The following is a 21,131-nucleotide window of genomic DNA, read 5'->3' as shown; positions in this document are numbered from 1 at the left end:
ATGCCCTGTTACGGCCCGCCGGACCGGTCCGCACGGCGGGCGAACACCTGCGCGGAGGGCGATCGGATGCGCATAATCGCTGCGAACTCCAGGGAGGGAAAGTTCCGTGACGGCAGAGTCCTGCCCGCACTGCTTCGCACCGGCGCGCGCCAACGGCCGCCCCGGCTGTACGTGTGCCGAACGCGCCGCCGCGTCCACCGCGACGGCAGGTGCGACCGATGACCAGACCCGGCCGAACCACCAGGTGACGCGCCCGGAGGAGCGCCGGGCCGGCCCCGATCCGCGCGATCTGCGCCTCTTCGAGGAGGCGGAGAAGGCGGCGGAGACGGCGGCAGAGAAGGCGACGAGAGGGGAAAGCACCGGAATCGCCTGGAACGCCGGGAACGCCGGGAAGGGGAACGGCGAGGAGACGCGGGTGATCGACCGCGTCGAGGAGAGACCCGGCGGGGACGTGAGACCCGGCGGGGACGAGGGGGACGAGGCTGTCGACGACGCCGACGGAGAAGCCCCCGGCCCCGGCCGTCACCGCAAGAGCAAGCGCAAGGTCGTGGCGGCCGTGCTCGCGGGCGCGGCGGCCGTGGCGGTGGCCGGTTCGCTGGCGATCGGCACCGGTCTGCTCGGCGGTGACCACAAGGAGGACGGCAGCGGCGGCGGCGCGAGCGATCGCACCCTCGCCGACAGCACCGTCAGCCCTCCGGCCGAGGAGGAGCTGCCGGCCGAAGGACCCGGTACGTCGTCCGGCTCCCCCTCGTCGAGTGCGACGCCCCACCCCTCCGCGTCCGGCTCGGCGCGGGCCGGCGCGGCCCCGAGCCACGGTGGTGGCCCCTCGGGCTCGGCCCGCCCCTCGGCGTCGGCCTCCGCGACCGGCTCGGCGACGAAGCCCGAGCCGAGCGCGTCCGACGGCCCGACCTCCGCCCCGTCCGACACGCCCGAGCCGCCCGGCCCGCCGGTGTTGCGCGAGGGCGACAGCGGGGCCGAGGTGGTCGAGCTCCAGAAGCGGCTGACCCAGCTGTTGCAGTACATCGGTGTGGCGGACGGGAAGTACGACGAGGGACTGCGGAGGATCGTCTCCAGCTACCAGGACCAGCACGACATCACGGGCGATCCGGACGGCGTCTACGGCGAGAACACCCGCCGCGACCTCGAATCGAGAACCGACGAGCCGTAGGGGGACGCGGAAGCACAAGCCCTACGAGGTCCGGCGGGCCTTTCCCCTCCCCGCCCCTTCCCGAAACTGGGGCTCCGCCCCAGACCCCAGCGGCGAGCTGGGGGCGAAGCCCCGGCGGGGGCTGGGGCGAAGCCCTGGCCGGGGGCTGGGGCAGGGCCCCAGTTGTGGGAAGGGGCGGGGTGGGGAACAGCCCGCCGCAGGCGGCACGATCCGTCGGACACGACCTGAGGGGCCCCACCCCCTGGCGCATAGCGGCCCCGCTTTGTATCGTGAATGAACAAAGTGGTTCCGCCCGTTTTCCCTGACCGGCGGGCGGAGCCGCTTGTTTCCCTTTCCGTTGCGCCCTTCCGCGGTCCGCACTCCGCGCTCGCGACCAGGAGTCCCGATGTCCCTCACCGCCCGCGCACTCCTCCTCGACATGGACGGCACCCTGGTGAACTCGGACGCCGTGGTCGAGCGCTACTGGCGGATCTGGGCCGCCGAGCAGGGGCTCGACCCCGAGCAGGTCCTCAAGGTCGTCCACGGCCGGCAGGGCCACGCCACGATGGCCGCGCTGCTCCCGGACCGCCCGGTGGAGCGGAACCTGGCGGACAACCGCTGGATGCTGGAGCGGGAGACCACCGATCTCGACGGCGTCGTGCCGGTACCCGGCGCGTCCGCCTTCATGGCCGCGCTGGCCGCACTCCCGCACGCCCTGGTGACCTCCGCCGACGAGGCCCTCGCCCGCGCCCGCATGGGCGCCGCCGGACTGCCGATGCCGGAGGTACGGGTCACCGCGGAGCGCGTCGGCGCGAGCAAGCCCGACCCGGAGGGCTTCCTGAAGGGCGCGGCCGAGCTCGGCTTCGCCCCCGCCGACTGCGTGGTCTTCGAGGACTCGGAGGCAGGCATCGCGGCGGGCCGGGCGGCCGGAATGCGAATCGTCGGCATCGGCCCGCGCGCCGGGGCCCACGCCCCGGACGCGCATGTGCGGGACCTGGAGCAGGTGCGGATCGAGGCCCAGCCCGACGGCACGATGCGGCTGCACTTCTCGGACTGAGCGCTTCTCGGACTGAGCGCCGGGGCCCACGCCGTGCGGCGTTCGCGCCCCGGACGCCCGGGCGGTCAGGCCGCGACGGCCTCGTACAGGCTGAAACCGGCCAGCGCCAGCATCACCAGGGCCGCGATCCTGGTGATCAGCCGCAGCGGTACGTACCGCATCAGCGTGCGGCCGCCCACGATGCCCAGTCCCGCGACGGCCCACAGGGCCAGCAGCGCGCCGACGCCCACCGACAGCGGGTCGTCGTAGCGGGCGGCGAGGTTCGCGGTCATGATCTGGGTCAGATCGCCGAACTCGGCGATCAGGATCAGCGTGAAGCCCGCACCGGAGACCTTCCAGAAGCTCTGGTCGGCGGGCTTGCGGATCTCTTCCTCGTCGTCGTCCTTCTTGAAGAGCAGCATCGCCGCTCCCCCGAGGAAGAGCACTCCCACGATCGCCTGGAGCAGGCGGTGCGGCAGCAGGGTGAGCACACTGCCCGCCGCGATCGCGAGCCCCACGTGGAGAGCGAAGGCCGCGGCCACGCCGACGAAGACGTACGACGCGCGGTAGCGGGTGCCGAGCATCAGCCCGGCCAGGGCGGTCTTGTCGGGCAGCTCGGCAAGGAAGACGACGCCGAAGACCACGGCGGCGATGGTGATGCTGAACACGGAATGGATACCTCGTAGATCGGGCCGCGCCAAGGGCCCCGGGGGAGGGATCGCTTCGGCACGGCAGCGTCGGACACTGCGGCCGAAGGTCTCGCTGGCGCACGGCCTCCGCGTCGCGCGGTGATCCGTACGCTCCGGGCGCCGGCCCGCACCTCGAGGGGCGGGCAGTATGTCGACGGTCCGGCGAGGAGCTACTCCCCTTCTGCTTCCGCCAAGGATACGGGACCCCCCGCCGCACCCAGCCCCCGGGCCCTCCGGTCGAGCCCCGGCGGCAGCGCGCCCCACGGGGTGCCCGGCTTTCCCCTCCCCGCCCCTTCCCGATACCAGGGGCTTCGCCCCTGGACCCCAGGAAGGGGCGAAGCCCCGGCCCGGGATCTGAGGCGGAGCCCGCCCCGGGGCCAGGGCCGGAGCCCCACCCGGCGTCAGGGCCGGAGCCCGACCCGGGGCCAGGGCCGGAGCCCCACCCGGGGTCAGGGCCGGAGCTCGGCACGGGATCTGGGGCGCAGCCCGGCCCGGGGCCCGGGGCGCAGCCCCGGTTTCGGGGCCTGGGGCGCAGCCCCGTTCCGGGAACAGGGCCGGAGCCCAACCCGAGGTCAGGGCCGGAGCCCGGCCCGGCGTCAGGGCCGGAGCCCGACCCGGGGCCAGGGCCGGAGCCCCACCCGGGGCCAGGGCCGGAGCCCGACCCGGGATCTGGGGCGCAGCCCGGCCCGGGGCCCGGGGCGCAGCCCCGGTTTCGGGGCCTGGGGCGGGGCCCCGGTTTCGGGAAGGGGCGGGGAGGGGAGCAGGCCGCCGTGGGCGGCACGGGCCGCCGGACACCGCCGGGCCGCCCGGAGCGCCATCGCCCCTCGCGCGCCCGGCTCACAGGCGACTTGCGCGCGCCGGGCGGCGGAGCCGCGAGCTCCGCCCCCGGGGCACGGCGCTGACCGGCGGCAACGCCACTGACACGGGCGCGGGCACACGCGATACGTGGGCGCGTCGCGAGCGCGCGGCGGCCGCGCCGGGGCGGGTGCGTGGCACCAACTGCCTCCCGGAACCCCTTGCGTTGACATGACCGCGTCGTCACTCTGTTACCTGGCGCCCACCCCACAGCAACCCGGCGCCGCAACCATGGCCGAGCACCAGTGGCCAACGACCCCCCACCCTCAAGGGAGTTCGCATGTCGGACACGTCTTCTCGCCGTCGCGTCTACGCGCGTCGCGCCTCCGTCTTCGGCGGGTTCGTCGCCCTGCTGGGCACGCTCGTACTGAGCGGGCCCGCCGCCGAGGCCTCCCCGCCCACTCCGCCCAGCGCCGCCACCGCCCGTACCCAGCTGGCCTCGCTGACCGTCAAGGCCGAGGGCTCGTCCGACGGTTACAGCCGCGACAAGTTCCCGCACTGGATCACCCAGAGCGGCGCCTGCAACACCCGCGAGGAAGTCCTCAAGCGCGACGGCAAGAACGTCCAGACCGACTCCAGCTGCGCGGCCACCAGCGGCACCTGGTACTCCGAGTACGACGGCGAGACCTGGTCCGCCTCCGGCGACGTGGACATCGACCACGTCGTGCCGCTCTCCGAGGCGTGGAAGTCCGGCGCCAACAGCTGGACCACCGCCCAGCGCCAGTCGTTCGCCAACGACCTGACCCACTCCCAGCTCATCGCCGTGACGGACAACGTCAACCAGTCCAAGGGCGACCAGGACCCCGCCGAGTGGCTGCCGCCCCGGAGCGCCTACCACTGCATGTACGCCCGCATGTGGGTCTCGGTGAAGTACACCTACAAGCTCACCCTCGACTCGGCCGAGAAGTCCGCGCTCAGCGGCATCCTCAACGGCTGCTGAGACACCGCGCCGAGACACCGCGCTGAGACACCGCTCCATCCGGCGCACCGGCCGGAGGAACCGCCGCACCTCCTCCGTCGTTCCGTACCGTACGCATGACGAGCACATCGAAGAACGACGGAGGAGGTCCGGATGGCCGGGCTGCGCCTGGGACCACTGCTGCGCCATGTCGACTGGGAGACCGGCACCGGCGCGACCGTCTGGGTCGAGGCCGACCGGCCCTGTGAGGCCGAGGTGCGGTGCGCCGACGGCGCGGGCGGCACCGCCCGCACCTGGCGGATCGCGGGCCACCACTACGCCCTGATCCCGGTCACCGGGCTGCGGCCGGGCGGCGAGACCGCCTACCGGGTGCTGCTGGACGGCGAACAGGTCTGGCCGCTGCCGGACTCCCCGTTCCCCGACAGCACCATCCGCACCCCGGCCCCGGGGGCCGACCCCACGGACCCCGCGCCCGTGCGCGTGGCCTTCGGCTCCTGCCGGTGGGCCGCACCGCCCTCCGACGCCTCGCACGACCCCGTGGGGCCCGACGCGCTCGACACCCTCGCGCAGGCGCTCGCCCGCGCCCCGGAGGCCCCGCGCCCCGATGTGCTGGTGCTGCTGGGCGACCAGGTGTACGCGGACGAGACCTCCGCCGAGACCCGCCGCTGGCTGGCCGAGCGCCGCGATCTGAGCGAGCCGCCGGGCGAGCAGGTGGCGGACTACGAGGAGTACACCCGGCTCTACTACGAGTCCTGGCTGGACCCCGAGGTGCGCTGGCTGCTCTCCACCGTCCCCAGCTGCATGATCTTCGACGACCACGATGTCATCGACGACTGGAACACCAGCGAGGCGTGGCAGCGCCGGATGCGCGCCACTCCGTGGTGGCGGGAGCGGATACTGAGCGGGCTGATGTCCTACTGGGTCCATCAGCACCTGGGCAACCTCTCCCCGATCGAGCTGGCCGCCGACCCGCTCTACGCGGAGGTGCGCGCGGCGGAGGACGGCACCGAGGCGCTGCGGGAGTTCGCCGCCCGCGCCGACGCCGATCCGGGGTACACCCGCTGGAGCTACCGCCGCGACTTCGGCCGCACCCGGCTGCTGATGGTCGACACCCGCGCGGCGCGGGTGCTCGAGGAGGGGCGGCGGGCGATGCTGACCGACAAGGAGCTCGCCTGGGTGCGCGAGCAGGCCATGGAGGGCGTGGGCGGCTTCCCCGGCCCGGAGGAGCCCGGGGCGGCCTCCGGCGGCCACGAAGAGGGTCATGGCGGTCACCACGAGGGCGGCTACGACCATCTGCTGCTCGGCACCTCGCTGCCCTGGCTGCTGCCGCACTTCGTGCATGACGTGGAGGCGTGGAACGCCTCGGTGTGCGGCGGCAGACGCGGTGGGCGCTGGGCGCGGATCGCCGAGGACCTGCGGCAGCGCGGTGACTTGGAGCACTGGGCCGCGTTCCCCGAGTCCTTCGACGCGCTCACCGACACCATCGCCGCGGTGGGCGGCGCGCCGGGCGCACCCGCCACGATCAGCGTGCTCTCCGGCGATGTGCACCACGCCTATGTGGCCACTCCGGACTGGTCGCGGTGGCCGTCCCGGCCACCCCGCAGCCAGGTGCGCCAGTTGACCTGCTCCCCGGTCCACAACAGCATCTACGCCTCGATACGGCTCGGCTTCCGCTTCGGCTGGAGCGCGGCGGGGCGCGCCCTGGGCCGGGCGTTCCGGCGCCATGGGCGGGTGCCGCACCCCCGCTTGAGCTGGCGCAAGACGGGTGGGCCCTGGTTCGGCAACCAGCTGATGACGCTGACCCTCCGGGGCCGTACCGCGCATCTGCGGCTGGACCAGGCGCAGTCGGACCCCGCGGGCGGCGCCCGGCTGGTGACGGCGCTGGAGACGGACTGGGCGGGCCGGCCGACCCCTTGAGCGCCGCCCCTTGGGCACCGTTCCGCTCTGTACGTCACGGGATGGCCCTGTACGTCACGTGATGGCGGCCTACGTCACGTGATGGCGGCGTACGTCCGTGATACAGGCCACAACGGAGCGGCAGGTTCCGGAGACCGGGGAGATTCGTGTGGAGCGGGCGGCATGATGGGCGCGCATCCTGCGTCACATCTGCCCCGGGAGACACAGCCTTGGCCGGAGACTCTCACGCGATAGCCGTCGTCGGCGCCGGGCCGCGCGGCACCAGCGTGCTGGAGCGCCTGTGCGCCTCGGCCCCGGAGCTGGCGCCCGGCACCCCGCTGACCGTGCACATGGTGGACCCCTCCCCGCCCGGCGCGGGACGGGTCTGGCGCACCGCCCAGCCGGACGAGTTGCTGATGAACACCGTGGCCTCGCAGGTCACCCTGTTCACCGATGCGAGCGTCGAATGCGGCGGACCGGTACGGACCGGGCCGAGCCTGTACGAATGGGTCACCGCGCGCGGCCTGGCGCCCGGCCTCGGCCCGGACGACTACCCCAGCCGCGCGCTCTACGGCCGCTATCTGGAGTGGGTGTTCGGCGAGGTGGTGCGGGGCGCGCCGGACACCGTGACCGTCCGGGTGCACCGGGCCCGCGCCGTACGGCTGGAGGAACGGGCCGACGGCGCGCAGGCGCTGACGCTGGATGACGGGAGCCGTCTGGAGGGGCTGCGCGCGGTCGTCCTGGCGCAGGGCCACCTGCCGACGGCCACCGACGCCACGGAGCGGCGGTACGCGGCCCACGCGGAGCGGCGCGGGCTGCGCTACTACCCGCCCGCCAACCCCGCCGATGTCGACTTGTCGCTCATCGCGCCGGGCGAGCCGGTGCTGCTGCGCGGCCTCGGCCTCAACTTCTTCGACCACCTGGCGCTGCTGACGGCGGGCCGGGGCGGCACGTTCGTCCCCCACCCGCACGGCGGCCTGGTCTACCGGCCCTCGGGGCTCGAGCCACGGCTGTACGCGGGGTCGCGGCGCGGCATCCCGTACCACGCGCGGGGCGACAACGCGAAGGGGCCGTGCGGCCGGCACACCCCGCTGCTGCTGACCCCCGATGTGCTCGGCCACTTCCGCAAGCGCGCGGACGCCGGCGATCCGCCGGACTTCCTCACCGAGATATGGCCCCTCGTGGCCAAGGAGGCCGAGACGGTCTACTACGAGGCGCTGCTGGTCCTTCGCGCGCCCGACACCCACGCCCCGGCCACCCCGGAAGCCACGGCCACCCCGGAGGCCTCGACCGCCCCGGAAGCCCCCGAGTCCGGCTCCGGAACCCCCACCCCGTTCACCCCAGCACGCTTCAGGCGTCACTTTTTGGCCACCGAGCACGGCAGCCCCGAAGAGGCCGCCGTACTCGCGGAGTACGGCATTCCGGAGGCGGAGCGCTGGTCCTGGGAGGCGGTGGCCAAGCCGTACCGCGGACGCCGGTTCACGGGGCGTGACGAATTCCGGCGGTGGCTGCTGGCCTACGCCCACCAGGACGTGGCGCACGCACGGCTGGGCAATGTCGAGGGCCCGGTCAAGGCCGCCCTCGACGTGCTGCGCGACCTCCGCAACGAGGTGCGTCTGATCGTCGACCACGGCGGGCTGACGGGGGCGTCCCGCCGTGCCCATCTGGACCGCTGGTACACCCCGCTCAACGCCTTCCTCTCGATCGGCCCGCCGCGCCGCCGGATCGAGGAGATGGCCGCGCTGATCGAGGCGGGCATCCTGGACGTCCTCGGCCCACGACTTGAAGTGACCTTGGAAAGTCCGGGCCAAGGGGCTGACGAGGCCGGATTCGCCGCGCGGTCGGCCGAGGTGCCGGGTCCGCCGGTGGCGGTCACGACGCTGATCGAGGCGCGGCTGCCGGAGCCGGATGTGCGCCGGACCGCCGATGAGTTGCTGATCCATCTGCTGGAGACCGGGCAGGGCCGTCCGCACTGGGTGGAGGGCTATGAGACCGGCGGCCTCGACGTCACCACCGCCCCCTACCGGCTGGTGGACGCCCAGGGCCGCCCGCATCCGCGGCGGTTCGCCCTCGGGGTGCCGACCGAGGGGGTCCACTGGGTGACGGCCGCGGGCGCGCGGCCGGGCGTCAACTCCGTCACCCTCTGCGACACGGACGCGGTGGCACGGGCGGTGCTGCGCGTGACGACCGCGCGGGAGCCTCGGCAGGAAGCTGCCCTGATGTGCGCCGTGGGGCTCTGAGGAGCGGGTTCAGGACGTCGGAAAAGGGCCCCCGGGGCACTCACATTGGCAGGAACTTGAACTTGCAACAAAAGATGAGGGGAACCTAACCTGGCGTTCCGCTGTTCTCCGTCCCCAGGAGCAAGGAGCTCCCCTCCCATGCCTTCTTCCACCACCCCCCGCACCCTCGGCGAGGCGCTCGACAGCGCCAAGCCGTATGTCCTCTCCCTCTTCCGCATCGTGGTCGGGCTGCTGTTCTTCTGCCACGGCGCCTCGTCGCTGCTCGGCTGGTTCGGCGGCATGATGGGCACCGGCAAGACCATCGAGGCCGGCACCTGGCCGGGCTGGTACGCGGCCGTCATCCAACTCGTCGGCGGCGCACTGGTGATGCTCGGCGTCGGCAGCCGCAGCGCGGCCTTCATCTCCTCGGGCTCGATGGCCTACGCGTACTTCCACGAGCACCAGCCCGAGAAGCTGTGGCCCATTCAGAACGGCGGCGAGCCCGCCGCGATGTTCTGCTGGGCCCTGCTGCTGCTCGTCTTCACCGGGCCCGGCCCCTGGGCGCTGGACCGGATATTCGGCTCGCCCCGCGCGAGCGAGGCGGCGCCGGAGACGCCGCGCGAGCCGTCCCGGGTCTGACGGACGACAGCCGGACGGCACCTCGTCCAGCCGTCAGTTCCACGCATTCGACATCACGTCGCCCATCACGCCATGCGGGGTCGAACGCCCCGCATGGCGTGATTCGAACAACATCATCACACCCCTTACCGTTATCCTCTTCAGTCACAGGCGTACGCTGTATGGCTGTTACAGGCTGACGCCTGCCGCTTCCCGGCGACATGCGCAGCGGGGGGACCGGGATCGGGAGTAGAACGTTGTTGGAACATTTGGGGTCGCTGACCAACACCCCATGGATCTATGCGGTAATCGGGGCATCCGTCCTGCTCGACGTCTTCCTGCCCGTTCTGCCCAGCGGAGTTCTGGTGATCACCGCCGCCACCGCGGCCGCCGGCACCACCGTTGACGCCGTCGGTGTGGTGCGCCAGGCCGGCGCGGCCGACTTCCCCGCCATGTTCGGGCTGATGCTGTGTGCCGCGACCGCCTCCGTCCTCGGGGACATGGTCGCCTACCGGCTGGCCTGGCGCGGCAGCGACCGGCTCGACCGCGCCATCGCCCGCTCCCGCCGACTCACCTCCGCCCAGGAGAAGTTGGGCACCGCGCTGGTGCGTGGCGGCGGTCCGCTCGTGGTGATAGCCCGCTTCGCGCCCGCGGGACGCTCGGTCGTCAGCCTGAGCGCGGGCGCGGCCCACCGGAGGGTGAAGGAATTCCTGCCGTGGTCGGCGGTGGCCGGGCTGGCCTGGGCGGCGTACAGCGTGGCCCTCGGCTATGTCGGTGGCCAGTGGCTCGGCGCCACCTGGCTCGGCACGGCGGTCTCGGTGCTCGCGCTGTTCGCGGCGGGCGCCGGTGCCGCGTATGTGATGAAGCGTCCGGGTGAGGGTGAGGCAGGACCGCTCCCCGCGGGTCCGGCCGGGCAGCCGCTGTCCGGTGCCCACCAGGCGCGGTAGGGCCGTGTCGGCGACCGATTACGGATCGGCCCGCGATACCGGCTACGGTCCCTGCATGCGTACCCCCATCGTGCCCGTTCCGGCATGCTGACCCGCGCCGCCGGGATGGTCGCCGCGTTCCTCGCCGGCCTCGCCCTGGTCGTCGCCGCGGTCCTGGTCGTACGGCACCTCACCGAGCCCTCGGAGCCCGAGCTGCCGGTGATCCCCGATGCCAGGCGCCCCGTCGTGGAGGCGGCGGTCCGCACCTGCTCCCCGCTGAGCGTGCCGCTGCTGGCCGCCCAGATCGACGCGGAGAGCGGCTGGCGCCGGGACGCGGACTCCGGGCACGCCCAGGGCATTTCGCAGTTCTCCCCGGTCACCTGGAAGGAGTGGGGCCAGGACGGCGACGGCGACGGCAAGGCCGACGTCTGGGAGCCCCGCGACGCCATCCCCTCACAGGCCCGCTACATGTGCCATCTGTACGACGTGGTCAAGGTGGTCCCGGGCGGCAAGGCCGGGCTCGGGGCGACCCGGCTCGCGCTCGCGGCGTACAACGCGGGGCCGAACGCGGTGCTCCGGGCGCGCGGCATCCCGAAGATCCTCGAGACGCGGGAGTATGTCGACAAGATCTTGAAGGAGCTGCTGCCCAAGTACCGGAAGAGCGAGAAGAGGTACCAGGAGAGCGAGGCGAAGCACACCAGCAGTGCCTCCGCCTCACCCTCCACACCGGCCTCCCCCTCCGGCGATCCGTCCGGGCCCGCCTCCGGCTCCTCACCGGCGGCTACGCGTCGGCCGTGATGAAGTCCTCCACGGCCCGTACGAGTTCCTGCGGTGTCTCATCGGCGGGGTAGTGCCCGGCGTACTCCAGCTCCACCAGCTCGGCGTTGACGTACCAGCGCAGCCAGGTCTGCCGCATCACCTCGGCGGTGAGCGCGGGGTCGTGGGCGCCGACCACGATCCGTACCGGCACCTGGGCACCGGCTATGTCCTCGTGGAAGTCCTCCAGCGCCCAGGAGTCCAGCCATGCGCGGAGCGCCTTGGGGTCGCTGTGCTCCACTGAGTGCCGCACCATCAGATCCAGCCAGGCGGCCGGGTGGCGGCCGCCGGTGGTGAGGTCGATGATCTCCCGGCGGTTCTCCGGGCGGTCGGCGGCGGCCGCGAACAGCTGCCACTGCTCGCCCTCCATCGGCACCCCGCTGGCCGGCACCGGCGCGACCCCGACCAGCCGGCGGACCCGGTCCGGGGCGGCCGCCAGGACGCGCTGGACGACGGCCGCGCCCATCGAGTGGCCGATGAGCGAGAACCGCTCCCAGCCGAGGTGATCGGCGAGCGCGAGCAGATCGCCCCCGGCCTCGCCGGTGGTGTACGCGCCGGGGATGTCGCGCGCCTCGCCGTAGCCGCGCAGATCGGGCAGCACATAGGTGAACCCGCGCCGGTCGACGTGCGGCAGCATCGCGGCGTACGCGGCCCGGTCCGAGAACCAGCCGTGCACCGCCATCACATGGTGCGGCCCGTCGCCGACGGTTTCGTACGGTGGAACGAGGGGTGGAACGATCGGTCCCATGGCACCTCCGGTCCCAGTCGAATACGGGCGCGCGGCGCGTGCCCGTGGGGGACAACGGTGACGTCTCCCGCTTCGGGTGGGCAAGCCCGCTGCGCATATGCGTGCCCGCGATACCCCCGGGAAGGGGTCGTATCGCGGGCGCGGCGTCTGTGCGCGAGTGAGCATCGGCGACCGCACAACGAGCCTTGCGAATTGGCGGGCCCACCCGTGTTGTTGACGACATGGCCGATGGTGCCGGTGCCGCCGAGCGACACGGTGACCATGTGGTGGAAGCGGACGCCCGGGGTGTCGGCCGTGCTGCGTACGGGCGAGCCCGGCCCCGGTGGCCGCGTGTCAGCCGCGCCGTCCGAGGACGCCCGTAGTCTGATGGCGACTGTGGCGCGCGACATGGGGATCCGGCGGAACAACAGCCTCCGGCGTCACGGCGCCACCGCGCTGCGGCTCGTGGCCGTCGCCGCCCTCTACTACGCGGGCGCCAGGATCGGACTGCTCCAGGAGCTGGTGCGCGGTCAGGTCACCCCGCTGTGGCCGCCGACCGGCATCGCGCTGGCCTGTCTGCTGACGCTGGGCCCGATGGCCTGGCCGGGCATCGCCCTGGGCGCCGTCGCGGTCAACGCCCCCATCGGCCCGTCGGCCCCGGCCGTCATCGCGATCGTGGCGGGCAACACCCTGGCCCCGATCTGCTCGTATCTGCTGCTGCGGCGGGTGGGCTTCCGGCCCGCCGTGGACCGGCTGCGGGACGCGCTGGTCCTGGTCTTCCTCGGCGCCCTGGCGGGCATGCTGATCAGCGCCACGGTGGGCACGGTCGCGCTCCTGCTGTCGGGCGCGCTCACCGCGGATGACTTCTGGACGGCCTGGTCGGTGTGGTGGACGGGCGACGCGATGGGCGTCCTGGTGATCACCCCCGTACTGCTGGTGCTCCACCGCACCCGGCTCCCGCGCGGCGCCGGTCCGTACCGCCTGCTGGAGACGGCGGCCCTGCTGCTGGGCACGGCGGCCGTCACGCTGGTGGCCATGCGGGCGGAGGTCAGTCTGCTCTTCCTGGTCTTCCCGTTCCTGATCTGGGCCGCCCTGCGCTTCCAGCTCGCCGGCGCCGCCCCGTGCTCGCTCATCGTCACGGTCCTCGCGATCGCCTCGACGGCGGAGGGCACCGGCCCGTTCTCCCACCACTCGCTCACGGCCCGGATGGTCACCCTCCAGGCGTTCAACGGCTCCACGGCCCTGACGGCCCTGCTCCTGTCCGCGATCATCACCGAACGCAACGCCACCCGACGCCAGATCGAGCGCGTCTGCGCCCAGTTGGCCGACGTCGTCTTCCGCCTGACCCCGGACGAGCCCCGCCCACCCGAGGGCGACCGCGGCTCCCCGGACAGGCGATAGCGGGCCGTACCCCGGTTGGACACGGGCGCGACGACCCCGCCCGGCCCACGAAGATCGCCGCCTGGCGTCGAACCGTCTTTCCGTCGGGGGCCGGACCCGCGCTGTTGGGCCCGGCCCCCGCCGTGTCCGAGTTACGCAAGCAGCCCAGCAAGCGTGAATAAGGACAGCCATACGCTAGGGCCCGGCACTGACAACGGGGCTCCGCGCCGGGGATGCGCCGGGTGTGCGCGCCCGGTTCGCGCCATCCGCCCCACGCCGAACGCATGAGCGATTCGCCAACGGCAGAACGCTGCCCCCTTCCCGTGGGGCGCGACGCTCCTACCCTGAGGGGGTGAGCAGCCACGCGTCGAACCGAGCCCGCGTCATTCCCCTGCGTCCGGCCACCGCGGACCCGGCGCCCCGGGCGGGAGCCACCGCCGGGGCCGGAACCCCCGCGGCCGCCCCCGCCGTTCCAGGCACCCCGGGCACCCCGGGTACTCCGGGCGGACCGGAGCAGCCCGGCCGGGAGCCGGTGAAGGAGCCCTTGTGGCGGGATGTCGTCGGTGGCGTGCTGCGGCGCGAGCGCCTCACCCAGCAGCGCACGCTCAAGGACGTGGCCGAGGCGGCCCGTATCTCGATGCCGTACCTCTCCGAGCTCGAACGGGGCCGCAAGGAGGCGTCGTCCGAGGTCCTCGCGGCCGCCGCCCGCGCACTCGGCCTGGGCCTGGCCGACCTTCTCGCGATGGCCCAGGGCGAGTTGATCCGGCTCGTCTCCGGCCCGCGGCGGCGCGACGGCGCGGCGACGTCGGTCGCGTCCCTCACGTCCGTCACCTCCGCCACGTCCGTCACCTCCGCCACCTCCGCCACGTCCGTCACCTCCGCCACCTCCGGCACGTCCGTCGCGGACCGCGGGGCCCGGCACGCGGGGCGGCAGGGCGACGTACGCCTGGCCGCCTGAGGCACCGAGCCCTCAGAATCCCCGGGCCATCCGTCGGCTCAGCACCTCGTCGGCGAGCCCGTACGCCACCGCCTCCTCCGCCGTGAAGACCTTGTCGCGGTCCATATCGGCGCGGAGCGTGGCGGCGTCGTGGGGCGTATGGCGTGCCAGCACCTCCTCGACCTGCGAGCGGATCCGGAGCATCTCCTTGGCCTGGAGGCTGAGGTCCGAGACCGTGCCCTGCGCACCGCCGCTCACCGGCTGCCCCAGCAGCACCCGGGAGTGCTCCAGCACGAACCGCCGCCCGGGGTCTCCCCCGGCCAGCAGCACCGCCGCGGTCGAGGCCGCCTGTCCCACGCAGAACGTGGAGATGGGCGCGGACACGAACGTCATCGTGTCGTAGATCGCCATCAGCGAGGTGAACGAGCCGCCCGGTGAGTTGATGTAGATCGAGACCTCCTGCTCCGGGCTCGACGATTCGAGGTGGAGCAGCTGCGCGATGACGACGTTGGCGACGCCGTCGTCGATCTCCGTACCGAGGAAGATGATCCGCTCGGACAGCAGCCGGCTGTAGATGTCGTACGCCCGCTCCCCCTGCGTGGTGCGCTCGACAACCGTCGGAATCGTGTACTGCCCCATATCAGATCCCCATCCTGCGCCGCGTACCGGCGGGCCGTACGTCCGCGAGCGACTCCACGACCCGATCGACCATTCCGTACTCCTTCGCCTGCTCCGGTGTGAACCACCGGTCGCGGTCACCGTCGCGCGAAATCGTCTCCACGCTCTGCCCGGTGTGCTCCGCCGTGATCCGCTCGATCGACCGCTTCATGAATTCCAGATTCTCGGCCTGAATCGCGATATCGGCCGTGCTCCCCCCGATACCGGCGGACGGCTGATGCATCATGATGCGGGAATTCGGCAGCGCGTAGCGCTTTCCCGTCGTGCCCACGGTGAGCAGAAACTGCCCCATGCTCGCGGCGAATCCCATGACGAGCGTGGAGACGTCGTTCGGAATCAGCCGCATCGTGTCGTAGATCGCCAGCCCCGCCGTCACCGAACCGCCCGGGCTATTGACGTAGAGGCTGATGTCCGACCGCGGGTCCTCGGCCGACAGCAGCAGCATCTGCGCACACACCCGGTTCGCGGACACCTCGTCCACCTGCGTTCCGAGAAAGACGATGCGCTGGGTCAGCAGCTGCGCGGCCAGGTGATCGTCGAACCGCGTGGGTGCCGTGTCCCCGTCCGCGGCTCGCGGACTCATTGCCGGCTCCCAGCCGGTGGCGAATGTTCCCATCGGACCTCCCTGTGAATACCGCGACCCACACCGCCGCGGTCCTTTCACCATCGACCCAATTCGCCTGCTCCGTAAGGAATCTTGGCCCGCAGCAGATTCGCCCACGGCAGACCCGGCCGCCGCGCGAGGGGCGGTCTTGCGGGGACGTCCCGCCGCTCCCGACACTGCGGGGGCGGGAAACGAGCCGACAGGGGGGCGCAGACAATGACCGTTCGAGGGCGACCGCGACAACGACAACGACGGGGACGTAAAGCGGCATTACGGCGGTTGAAGGCACGACTGCGCCGCACGGCCTGGAGCGGCGGCGCGGTGGCGGCCCTCGCGCTGGCCCTGACCTGGAAGACGGTATGGCCGTATGTCCTCGGGGTCGTCCTCGTCGGCCTGTTCGGCGCCATCGGCTGGTGGCTGCGGAAAACGCGTCTGCGTACCGTGGCGCAGCACCGGGCCTGGCAGACCGAGCAGGAGAACGCGGCACGTGAGCGGTCCATGGCCGAGGTGGACGCCATGACCTGGCAGCGGTTCGAGAGTTACGTCGCGGAGCTGTGCCGCCGGGACGGCTGCACCCAGGTCGTCGTCTCCGGGAAGTCGGGCGACCTGGGCGCGGACGTCATCGGCCGCATGCCGGACGGCCGCCTGCTGGTGATCCAGTGCAAGCACTACGCACCCCATCGCACCGTGTCGAGCGGCGATATGCAGAAGTTCCTCGGCACCGCGAAGGCCGAACACGGCGCGGACGTCGCGGTGTACGTCGCCACCTGCGCCTTCACCCGGGAGGCGGAGAAGCTCGCGATGAAGCACGGGATCCTCGCCCTGCACCGGAACCTCCTCGGCGCCTGGGTGCGGGGCGCCACCCTGGAGTCGCTGCTCCCCCTCAACGGCGCGGGCAACGGCCGTACCGGCCGTAGGCCCCGAAGCCTCAGGGGTCCCCAGCCGGGGTAGATGCCCGCTGAGCGCCGTTCCCGACGCGCCCCGGACACGTACATCGGCCACGAGGAGCAGGCCCGCGACCTCGCCGCTCCCCTGCCGCACCTCGGCCACGACGCGGAGATGATCAACGAGCACGCCCCCGACGTGATCGTCCCCTCCCCACTCTCAGCATGCGCTGTTCCCGCAGGGCGGGGCCGTGACCAAGGGGCCCTCCGAGTTTCCGCTGCCGTGGCGCGCGTCGCCGTGGCGCGCGTCGCCGTGGCGCGCGTCGCCGTGGACCGTGCACCCCATCGGCCTGTGGGACGACCAGGCCGACGACGCCCGCGCCCGGCCGCCACCTGGCCGCCGTGAAGGCCCCGTACGACCCGGACAACGTCTTCCGGCTCAACCACAACATCGAGCCCCGCCCGCCGGGGCCGTAACGCCGGGCGGGCCGAGGCTCGGCTTCTCCGGGCCGCGCGCGAGTACCGCGCGCGGGTCAGGAGAGCCAGTCGACGTAACGGGTGGGGGCCAACTGGGCATCCGTGTCGGTCAGGACGTCCCCCTGGACGACGGCGAACATCCCGGCGGCCGGGTCGGTGACGACGGTGCGGGGGTCGCCCTTCTGGGCCAGGGTGATCCGGCCCAGCTCGTCCAGCGGGAAGACCTCGGGTCCGGCGACGTTGCGAATACCCCGCAGCGGGGCGCCCACGGCGGCCTCCGTCACCGCCGCGGCCACGTCCTTGGCGGCGATCGGCTGGATCGGCGTGGCGGGCAGCCGGACGGTGTCGCCGTCGGCGGTCCAGGACAGGACCGCGTCCATGAACTCCATGAACTGCGTCGCCCGGACGATCGAGTACGGGATCGGCCCGGCCGCGAGGATCTCCTCCTGGAGCGCCTTGGCCCGGTAGTAGTCCAGCTCCGGCACCTGGTCCACGCCGACGATCGAGAGGATCACGAAGTGGCCGACGCCGCCCTTCCGGGCCGCGGCCAGCAGGTTGTCCATCGAGGTCTTGAAGAAGGCCGGGGAGGCTTCGTCGAAGGTCGGGGAGTTCGTCAGGTTGACGACGACGTCGGCTCCCGCGACCGCCTCGTCCAGCCCCTGACCGCTGATGATGTCGACGCCGGTGGACAGCGCGTGCGGCACCGCCTCGTGTCCGGCGGCGTTCAGATTCTTGACGACCTGGGACCCGATCAGCCCGGTACCGCCGATGACCGCGAACTTCATGACATGCCTTTCGTCGGAGTGCTGCGCATGGGCGCCCGCATGGGCGCACGGCGCCTGCCTGGATACGGCGCATGAACCACGTGGCCGCGCCGCCCATCAAACTCGGACACATCTTGTCCGAGAAAATACCCGGACACAAGTTGTCCGAGTAAGCGGGCTGATCGGCGAGCTGATTAGAGTGGGGCGGGTGAAGATGTCCGGCGGAGTCGAGTGGGCCCTGCACTGCTGCGTCGTGCTCACATCCGTCGAGGAGCCCATCCCCGCGACCAGGCTTGCGGAACTGCACGACGTATCGGCGAGCTACCTGGCCAAACAGCTACAGGCGCTCTCCCGGGCCGGGCTCGTCCGCTCGGTCCAGGGCAAGGCGGGCGGCTACGTCCTCACCCGGGAGCCCGCCTCGATCACCGTGCTCGATGTGGTCGAGGCGGTCGACGGCCCCAGCCCGGCGTTCACCTGCACGGAGATCCGCCAGCGCGGCCCGCTGGCCACCCCCGCCGAGGCATGCACCACCCCGTGCCCGATCGCCCGTGTGATGGGCGGCGCGGACGCGGCCTGGCGAGAGGCGCTGCGTACGGTCTCGATCGCCGACCTGGCCCAGGACGTGGCCACCACTTCGGGCCCCACCGCGCTGGCCCGCGTCAGCGCGTGGCTGACCACCCCGCAGGCCTGAGACCCCTCGCCCCTCAGCAGCCGTCGACTCAGCAGCCGTCGGCTGAGCAGCGGTCGACTCAGCAGCCGTCGCCTCAGCAGCTGTCGACGAACCTGACCGTCTCGCCGAGCGGCGCCCGCCCCGTACGGGGGTGACTCGCGGCGACGTCCTCGTACCCGATCGACATGCCGCAGAAGAGGATGAGCCCCTCCGGCGGCGACACGATCTCCGCGACGGTCTTGTGGTACTTCGCCCACGCCATCTGCGTGCAGCTGTGCAGCCCTTCGGCGCGGAGCAGCACCATGACGGTCTGCAGAAACATGCCGACGTCGGACCACTGAGGTCCGCCCAGGTCGCGGTCGATATAGCAGAACAGGGCGGCGGGCGCGCCGAAGCACTGCCAGTTCGCGGAGGCGGCCCGCTGGCGCGCCTCCAGGTCCTCGCGGGGGATCCCGAGCGCGCCGTAGCGCTGCTCGCCGAATGCGGCTCGGCGCTCGCGGTACGGGGACTTCAGCGCGGGCGGGTACTGCTCGTACTCCGGTCCGTCCCAGGCGTCGCCCGCGTCCAGCCGCTCACCGGCCCGCTTCTTGAGCTCGGCCAGCGGCCCGCCGGTCAGCACGTAGGCGTGCCACGGCTGGAGGTTCGACGCGGACGGCGCCCAAGCCGCGGCGGACAACACCCGCTCCAGCACCTCCCGCGGAACCTGCCGGTCGGTGAATCCCCGCACCGCCCGCCGGCTCGTGACGGCCTCGTAGACATCCAAGATCGCCCATCTCCCATCTGCTCAAGGCGCCACATCTTCGCTACGATCGAAACTGTATCATTCGATACCATCGCACTCGCAACCATCACCGAGCACTCATGGGAGAAAGTCCATGGTCACGCTGTTGCACATCGACTCGTCCGTACGTCCGGGCGAGGCGTCCGCGTCCCGTTCGGTCGCGGCCGCCTTCCGCAGGGCATGGGAGGAGCAGCACCCGGAGGGCACGGTGATCTACCACGACCTCGCCGCCGAACCCGCCCCCACATCACCGCCGACGCCTGGTCCGCGGGCTACACCGCGCCGCCCGCACCCCACCGCGGAGCGCGTAGCGCCTGCCCGCGTAGCCCCAGGCGCCATGGACGCCGCGTGACGCCTCACCGAGGCAAGGCCGTCACACGGCGTCCACTCACTCCATCCCAGGCAACGGCCGACGCATAACGCCCTTACGCCCCACCCTCCGCGGGATAGGCAAACCGGGTCAGCAGATCCTTCAGCCGCTCGGCCTCATCGGACCCCAGCTCGCCGACCAGCCGCTCGGCCAGCGGCTCCGCCGCCACATGGGCCGCGTCGAAGAGCTCAAGCCCCTGAGGCGTGATCTCCACGGCCCGCACCCGCCGGTCCCCCGGCACGGCCTTGCGCACAACCAGCCCCTTGCGCTCCAGGTCGTCCACAACGCGCATGATCCCCGCCTTGTCCGTCCCCGTCGCCGCCGCCAGATCCCGCTGCACCGTAGGCCCGCGGTCGACCAGCACGATCAACACGGCAAAGTGTCGCAACTCAATGCCAAGCGGCCGAAGCGCCTCCGTCATCACCGCCGCCGCCCGCCAGTGCGCCCGACGCAGCAGCAAGCCGAGCGCGAAGGGCGAGGCATCCCCGGCACGGCCGGTCGCCCGCGAGGCGGTGGTGTGGTGAGGGAGATCGGCGCTCATGGGGTCACATTACAGCCACTCATTCGTTCGATACGGTATCAATTGAAACCAACTCCGGCGAGCGAACCCGGCCCAGGCCCCCAGACCCCGGGACGGCTAGCATGCCGCCCAGCCGCCGGTCACCCCGCACCCCCTCGTGACCCCCAGCACAAGCACGCGCCCTCCGCGACCCGAAGCGCGGGCGAGATCCTGTCCAACATGCGCGCCTTCTGACACCCTGCCGGCCCGCAGGCTCCGCACCGGGTAGCGCCCGGCCCGAGGCCCCGCAGCGTCCCACCGCAGCCGGGTCTCACCAGCGAGCACCGCGCTGATCAAGGCGATCAGCGCAGTGCGCCAGGCGTGCTCGGCCACCGTCAACTCCCCTCACGCCTCGGCGAGGCGGATCCCGCCGTCCACGCCGGGCCTCACCCCGCTCAGGTGGCGGGTGGTGGGGTGCGGCCCTGTTCGCTGGGCAGGTGGAGAGCCCTGATGCCGGTGAGGACGAGGTCGATCCCGGCGAGGAACTGCTCGCGGTCGTCGTGCTCGCGCATCTGGGCCGCGACGGCACGGATGAACGGGTAGTCGTCGGGGTCGAGCTCTTCCCATGCCTTCGACGCGGCGTCGAGGAACTCGGCGCGGTCCACGTCGGAGGCGAGGGTGCGGGCGCTCGCGTCGTTCGCGGCGTTCTGGCCGGTGGCGCCGAGGATGTAGTGCACCAGCGCCGAGGCCGCCGTGAACCAGTGGCCCTCGGGCACGCCCAACGCGCGGACCTGACGGCCGATGCTTTCGAAGATCTGCGGCGTCACCGAACCCCAGGGGCTGCGGGAGAGCTGGAGGGCGAGCTGCGTGGGGAGCCACGGGTGGTCCTCGATCGCGTCGAACAGGCCGAACGCGATGGCGCGGATCTTGTCCTGCGGCGAGTCAGGGGATCCGGCGGGCCGGGCGGACTCGGCCCGCTCGGCCGGTTCGGCGGCCAGAGCGGCGGCGACGACCGCGCCGGTCGCGGCGTCGAGCAGCTCTTCCTTGTTCGCCACATGCCAATAGATCGCCCCTGGCCCGGTGGCGAGGCGTTCGGTCAGCGCCCGGAAGGTCAGCCCGCCCTCGCCGGCCGTGTCGAGCAGTTCGACGGCGGCCTCGACGATGCGCTCGCGGGTGAGCGCCTCTGTGCGCCGCTGTGACCGGCGTGTCCGTGGTGCCATGCGGCCATTTTGACATGAC

Annotated in this window: 21 protein-coding genes and 1 pseudogene; 14 read left to right on the top strand and 8 right to left on the bottom strand. The window is 72.5% G+C overall.

The genetic code is table 11. The annotated features are described in order from the left end of the window. Nucleotides 1-106: 106 nt before the first annotated feature. A complete protein-coding gene (locus ACMTAK_RS34775) occupies nucleotides 107-1,168 on the top strand; it encodes a peptidoglycan-binding domain-containing protein (RefSeq protein WP_413809837.1) in 1,062 nt (353 codons plus the stop codon). A 385-nt stretch (nucleotides 1,169-1,553) separates the two neighbouring features. Next, a complete protein-coding gene (locus ACMTAK_RS34770) occupies nucleotides 1,554-2,204 on the top strand; it encodes an HAD-IA family hydrolase (protein ID WP_413809836.1) in 651 nt (216 codons plus the stop codon). A gap of 65 nt (nucleotides 2,205-2,269) precedes the next feature. On the opposite strand, the gene ACMTAK_RS34765 is transcribed toward ACMTAK_RS34770, so the two are convergent. Next, nucleotides 2,270-2,851: a TMEM165/GDT1 family protein gene (locus tag ACMTAK_RS34765; protein ID WP_413809835.1), complete on the bottom strand. Its 582-nt coding sequence runs from the start codon at nucleotides 2,849-2,851 to the stop codon at nucleotides 2,270-2,272. Between the two features lie 1,156 nt (nucleotides 2,852-4,007). On the opposite strand from ACMTAK_RS34765, the gene ACMTAK_RS34760 reads away from it, so the two are divergent. The 6 genes from ACMTAK_RS34760 (at nucleotide 4,008) to ACMTAK_RS34735 (ending at nucleotide 11,103) form a co-directional block, all read left to right on the top strand. Next, nucleotides 4,008-4,667 carry an HNH endonuclease family protein gene (locus tag ACMTAK_RS34760; protein WP_359739273.1) on the top strand — a complete coding sequence of 220 codons (660 nt, stop codon included), beginning with the start codon at nucleotides 4,008-4,010 and terminating at the stop codon, nucleotides 4,665-4,667. Nucleotides 4,668-4,799: 132 nt separating this feature from the next. Next, entirely contained in the window at nucleotides 4,800-6,563 is a 1,764-nt protein-coding gene (locus ACMTAK_RS34755) for an alkaline phosphatase D family protein (RefSeq protein ID WP_413809834.1), read from the top strand. 209 nt (nucleotides 6,564-6,772) lie between these two features. Further along, complete coding sequence (locus ACMTAK_RS34750; RefSeq protein WP_413809833.1) at nucleotides 6,773-8,782, top strand: FAD/NAD(P)-binding protein; 2,010 nt, start codon at nucleotides 6,773-6,775, stop codon at nucleotides 8,780-8,782. Nucleotides 8,783-8,920: 138 nt separating this feature from the next. Continuing rightward, nucleotides 8,921-9,400 (top strand): DoxX family protein, encoded by a 480-nt coding sequence (locus ACMTAK_RS34745; protein WP_413809832.1) that lies wholly within the window; start codon nucleotides 8,921-8,923, stop codon nucleotides 9,398-9,400. Nucleotides 9,401-9,636: 236 nt separating this feature from the next. Beyond that, nucleotides 9,637-10,326: a DedA family protein gene (locus tag ACMTAK_RS34740; protein ID WP_413809831.1), complete on the top strand. Its 690-nt coding sequence runs from the start codon at nucleotides 9,637-9,639 to the stop codon at nucleotides 10,324-10,326. Nucleotides 10,327-10,410: 84 nt separating this feature from the next. Next, nucleotides 10,411-11,103, top strand: coding sequence for a lytic transglycosylase domain-containing protein (locus ACMTAK_RS34735; protein WP_413809830.1), 693 nt, complete (start codon nucleotides 10,411-10,413; stop codon nucleotides 11,101-11,103). On the opposite strand, the gene ACMTAK_RS34730 is transcribed toward ACMTAK_RS34735, so the two are convergent. Beyond that, complete coding sequence (locus ACMTAK_RS34730) at nucleotides 11,087-11,869, bottom strand: alpha/beta fold hydrolase (RefSeq protein ID WP_413809829.1); 783 nt, start codon at nucleotides 11,867-11,869, stop codon at nucleotides 11,087-11,089. The two genes, ACMTAK_RS34735 and ACMTAK_RS34730, sit on opposite strands and share 17 nt — an antisense overlap. 387 nt (nucleotides 11,870-12,256) lie before the next feature. On the opposite strand from ACMTAK_RS34730, the gene ACMTAK_RS34725 reads away from it, so the two are divergent. Both ACMTAK_RS34725 and ACMTAK_RS34720 read left to right on the top strand, forming a co-directional pair. Beyond that, nucleotides 12,257-13,249 (top strand): MASE1 domain-containing protein, encoded by a 993-nt coding sequence (locus ACMTAK_RS34725; protein ID WP_413813085.1) that lies wholly within the window; start codon nucleotides 12,257-12,259, stop codon nucleotides 13,247-13,249. A 331-nt stretch (nucleotides 13,250-13,580) separates the two neighbouring features. After that, complete coding sequence (locus ACMTAK_RS34720; protein WP_413809828.1) at nucleotides 13,581-14,186, top strand: helix-turn-helix domain-containing protein; 606 nt, start codon at nucleotides 13,581-13,583, stop codon at nucleotides 14,184-14,186. 12 nt (nucleotides 14,187-14,198) lie between these two features. On the opposite strand, the gene ACMTAK_RS34715 is transcribed toward ACMTAK_RS34720, so the two are convergent. Together ACMTAK_RS34715 and ACMTAK_RS34710 are read right to left on the bottom strand one after the other, a co-directional pair. After that, a complete protein-coding gene (locus tag ACMTAK_RS34715) occupies nucleotides 14,199-14,804 on the bottom strand; it encodes a ClpP family protease (protein WP_413809827.1) in 606 nt (201 codons plus the stop codon). 1 nt (nucleotide 14,805) lies between these two features. Beyond that, nucleotides 14,806-15,459, bottom strand: coding sequence for an ATP-dependent Clp protease proteolytic subunit (locus ACMTAK_RS34710; RefSeq protein WP_262703774.1), 654 nt, complete (start codon nucleotides 15,457-15,459; stop codon nucleotides 14,806-14,808). A 267-nt stretch (nucleotides 15,460-15,726) separates the two neighbouring features. Between ACMTAK_RS34710 and ACMTAK_RS34705 the strand changes: the two genes are divergently transcribed. Together ACMTAK_RS34705 and ACMTAK_RS34700 are read left to right on the top strand one after the other, a co-directional pair. Beyond that, entirely contained in the window at nucleotides 15,727-16,398 is a 672-nt protein-coding gene (locus ACMTAK_RS34705) for a restriction endonuclease (protein ID WP_413809826.1), read from the top strand. Between the two features lie 335 nt (nucleotides 16,399-16,733). Beyond that, nucleotides 16,734-16,808 (top strand): BBE domain-containing protein, encoded by a 75-nt coding sequence (locus ACMTAK_RS34700; RefSeq protein WP_413813084.1) that lies wholly within the window; start codon nucleotides 16,734-16,736, stop codon nucleotides 16,806-16,808. A 56-nt stretch (nucleotides 16,809-16,864) separates the two neighbouring features. On the opposite strand, the gene ACMTAK_RS34695 is transcribed toward ACMTAK_RS34700, so the two are convergent. After that, nucleotides 16,865-17,593, bottom strand: a complete 729-nt coding sequence (locus ACMTAK_RS34695; protein ID WP_413809825.1) for an SDR family oxidoreductase — start codon at nucleotides 17,591-17,593, stop codon at nucleotides 16,865-16,867. A 193-nt stretch (nucleotides 17,594-17,786) separates the two neighbouring features. Between ACMTAK_RS34695 and ACMTAK_RS34690 the strand changes: the two genes are divergently transcribed. Next, entirely contained in the window at nucleotides 17,787-18,263 is a 477-nt protein-coding gene (locus tag ACMTAK_RS34690; protein WP_413813083.1) for an RrF2 family transcriptional regulator, read from the top strand. A gap of 73 nt (nucleotides 18,264-18,336) precedes the next feature. Here the strand turns inward: ACMTAK_RS34690 and ACMTAK_RS34685 are convergent, their stop codons facing one another. Next, a complete protein-coding gene (locus tag ACMTAK_RS34685) occupies nucleotides 18,337-19,005 on the bottom strand; it encodes a nitroreductase (RefSeq protein ID WP_413809824.1) in 669 nt (222 codons plus the stop codon). A gap of 112 nt (nucleotides 19,006-19,117) precedes the next feature. On the opposite strand from ACMTAK_RS34685, the pseudogene ACMTAK_RS34680 reads away from it, so the two are divergent. Next, nucleotides 19,118-19,314: pseudogene (locus tag ACMTAK_RS34680) on the top strand (NAD(P)H-dependent oxidoreductase); the annotation flags it as partial. 134 nt (nucleotides 19,315-19,448) lie between these two features. Here ACMTAK_RS34680 and ACMTAK_RS34675 read toward each other — a convergent pair. Then, a complete protein-coding gene (locus tag ACMTAK_RS34675; protein ID WP_413809823.1) occupies nucleotides 19,449-19,934 on the bottom strand; it encodes a MarR family winged helix-turn-helix transcriptional regulator in 486 nt (161 codons plus the stop codon). A gap of 413 nt (nucleotides 19,935-20,347) precedes the next feature. After that, a complete protein-coding gene (locus ACMTAK_RS34670) occupies nucleotides 20,348-21,112 on the bottom strand; it encodes a TetR/AcrR family transcriptional regulator (protein ID WP_413809822.1) in 765 nt (254 codons plus the stop codon). Nucleotides 21,113-21,131: the final 19 nt, after the last annotated feature.

Origin of the sequence: Streptomyces lacaronensis (assembly GCF_047337785.1) — a bacterium.
GTDB classification, from domain to species: Bacteria; Actinomycetota; Actinomycetes; order Streptomycetales; family Streptomycetaceae; genus Streptomyces; species Streptomyces lycopersici.
Note: the sequence above shows the minus strand (reverse complement) of the source record. Positions and strands in the feature narration are given on the sequence as shown.

What these genes read in the sequence shown, in the direction of transcription:
- ACMTAK_RS34770 (WP_413809836.1), top strand. Translation starts at nt 1,554, where the DNA reads ATGTCCCTCACCGCCCGCGCACTCCTCCTCGACATGGACGGCACCCTG.
- ACMTAK_RS34760 (WP_359739273.1), top strand. Translation starts at nt 4,008, where the DNA reads ATGTCGGACACGTCTTCTCGCCGTCGCGTCTACGCGCGTCGCGCCTCC.
- ACMTAK_RS34755 (WP_413809834.1), top strand. Translation starts at nt 4,800, where the DNA reads ATGGCCGGGCTGCGCCTGGGACCACTGCTGCGCCATGTCGACTGGGAG.
- ACMTAK_RS34745 (WP_413809832.1), top strand. Translation starts at nt 8,921, where the DNA reads ATGCCTTCTTCCACCACCCCCCGCACCCTCGGCGAGGCGCTCGACAGC.
- ACMTAK_RS34735 (WP_413809830.1), top strand. Translation starts at nt 10,411, where the DNA reads ATGCTGACCCGCGCCGCCGGGATGGTCGCCGCGTTCCTCGCCGGCCTC.
- ACMTAK_RS34730 (WP_413809829.1), bottom strand. Translation starts at nt 11,869, where the DNA reads ATGGGACCGATCGTTCCACCCCTCGTTCCACCGTACGAAACCGTCGGC.
- ACMTAK_RS34725 (WP_413813085.1), top strand. Translation starts at nt 12,257, where the DNA reads ATGGGGATCCGGCGGAACAACAGCCTCCGGCGTCACGGCGCCACCGCG.
- ACMTAK_RS34715 (WP_413809827.1), bottom strand. Translation starts at nt 14,804, where the DNA reads ATGGGGCAGTACACGATTCCGACGGTTGTCGAGCGCACCACGCAGGGG.
- ACMTAK_RS34710 (WP_262703774.1), bottom strand. Translation starts at nt 15,459, where the DNA reads ATGGGAACATTCGCCACCGGCTGGGAGCCGGCAATGAGTCCGCGAGCC.
- ACMTAK_RS34695 (WP_413809825.1), bottom strand. Translation starts at nt 17,593, where the DNA reads ATGAAGTTCGCGGTCATCGGCGGTACCGGGCTGATCGGGTCCCAGGTC.
- ACMTAK_RS34690 (WP_413813083.1), top strand. Translation starts at nt 17,787, where the DNA reads ATGTCCGGCGGAGTCGAGTGGGCCCTGCACTGCTGCGTCGTGCTCACA.
- ACMTAK_RS34675 (WP_413809823.1), bottom strand. Translation starts at nt 19,934, where the DNA reads ATGAGCGCCGATCTCCCTCACCACACCACCGCCTCGCGGGCGACCGGC.
- ACMTAK_RS34670 (WP_413809822.1), bottom strand. Translation starts at nt 21,112, where the DNA reads ATGGCACCACGGACACGCCGGTCACAGCGGCGCACAGAGGCGCTCACC.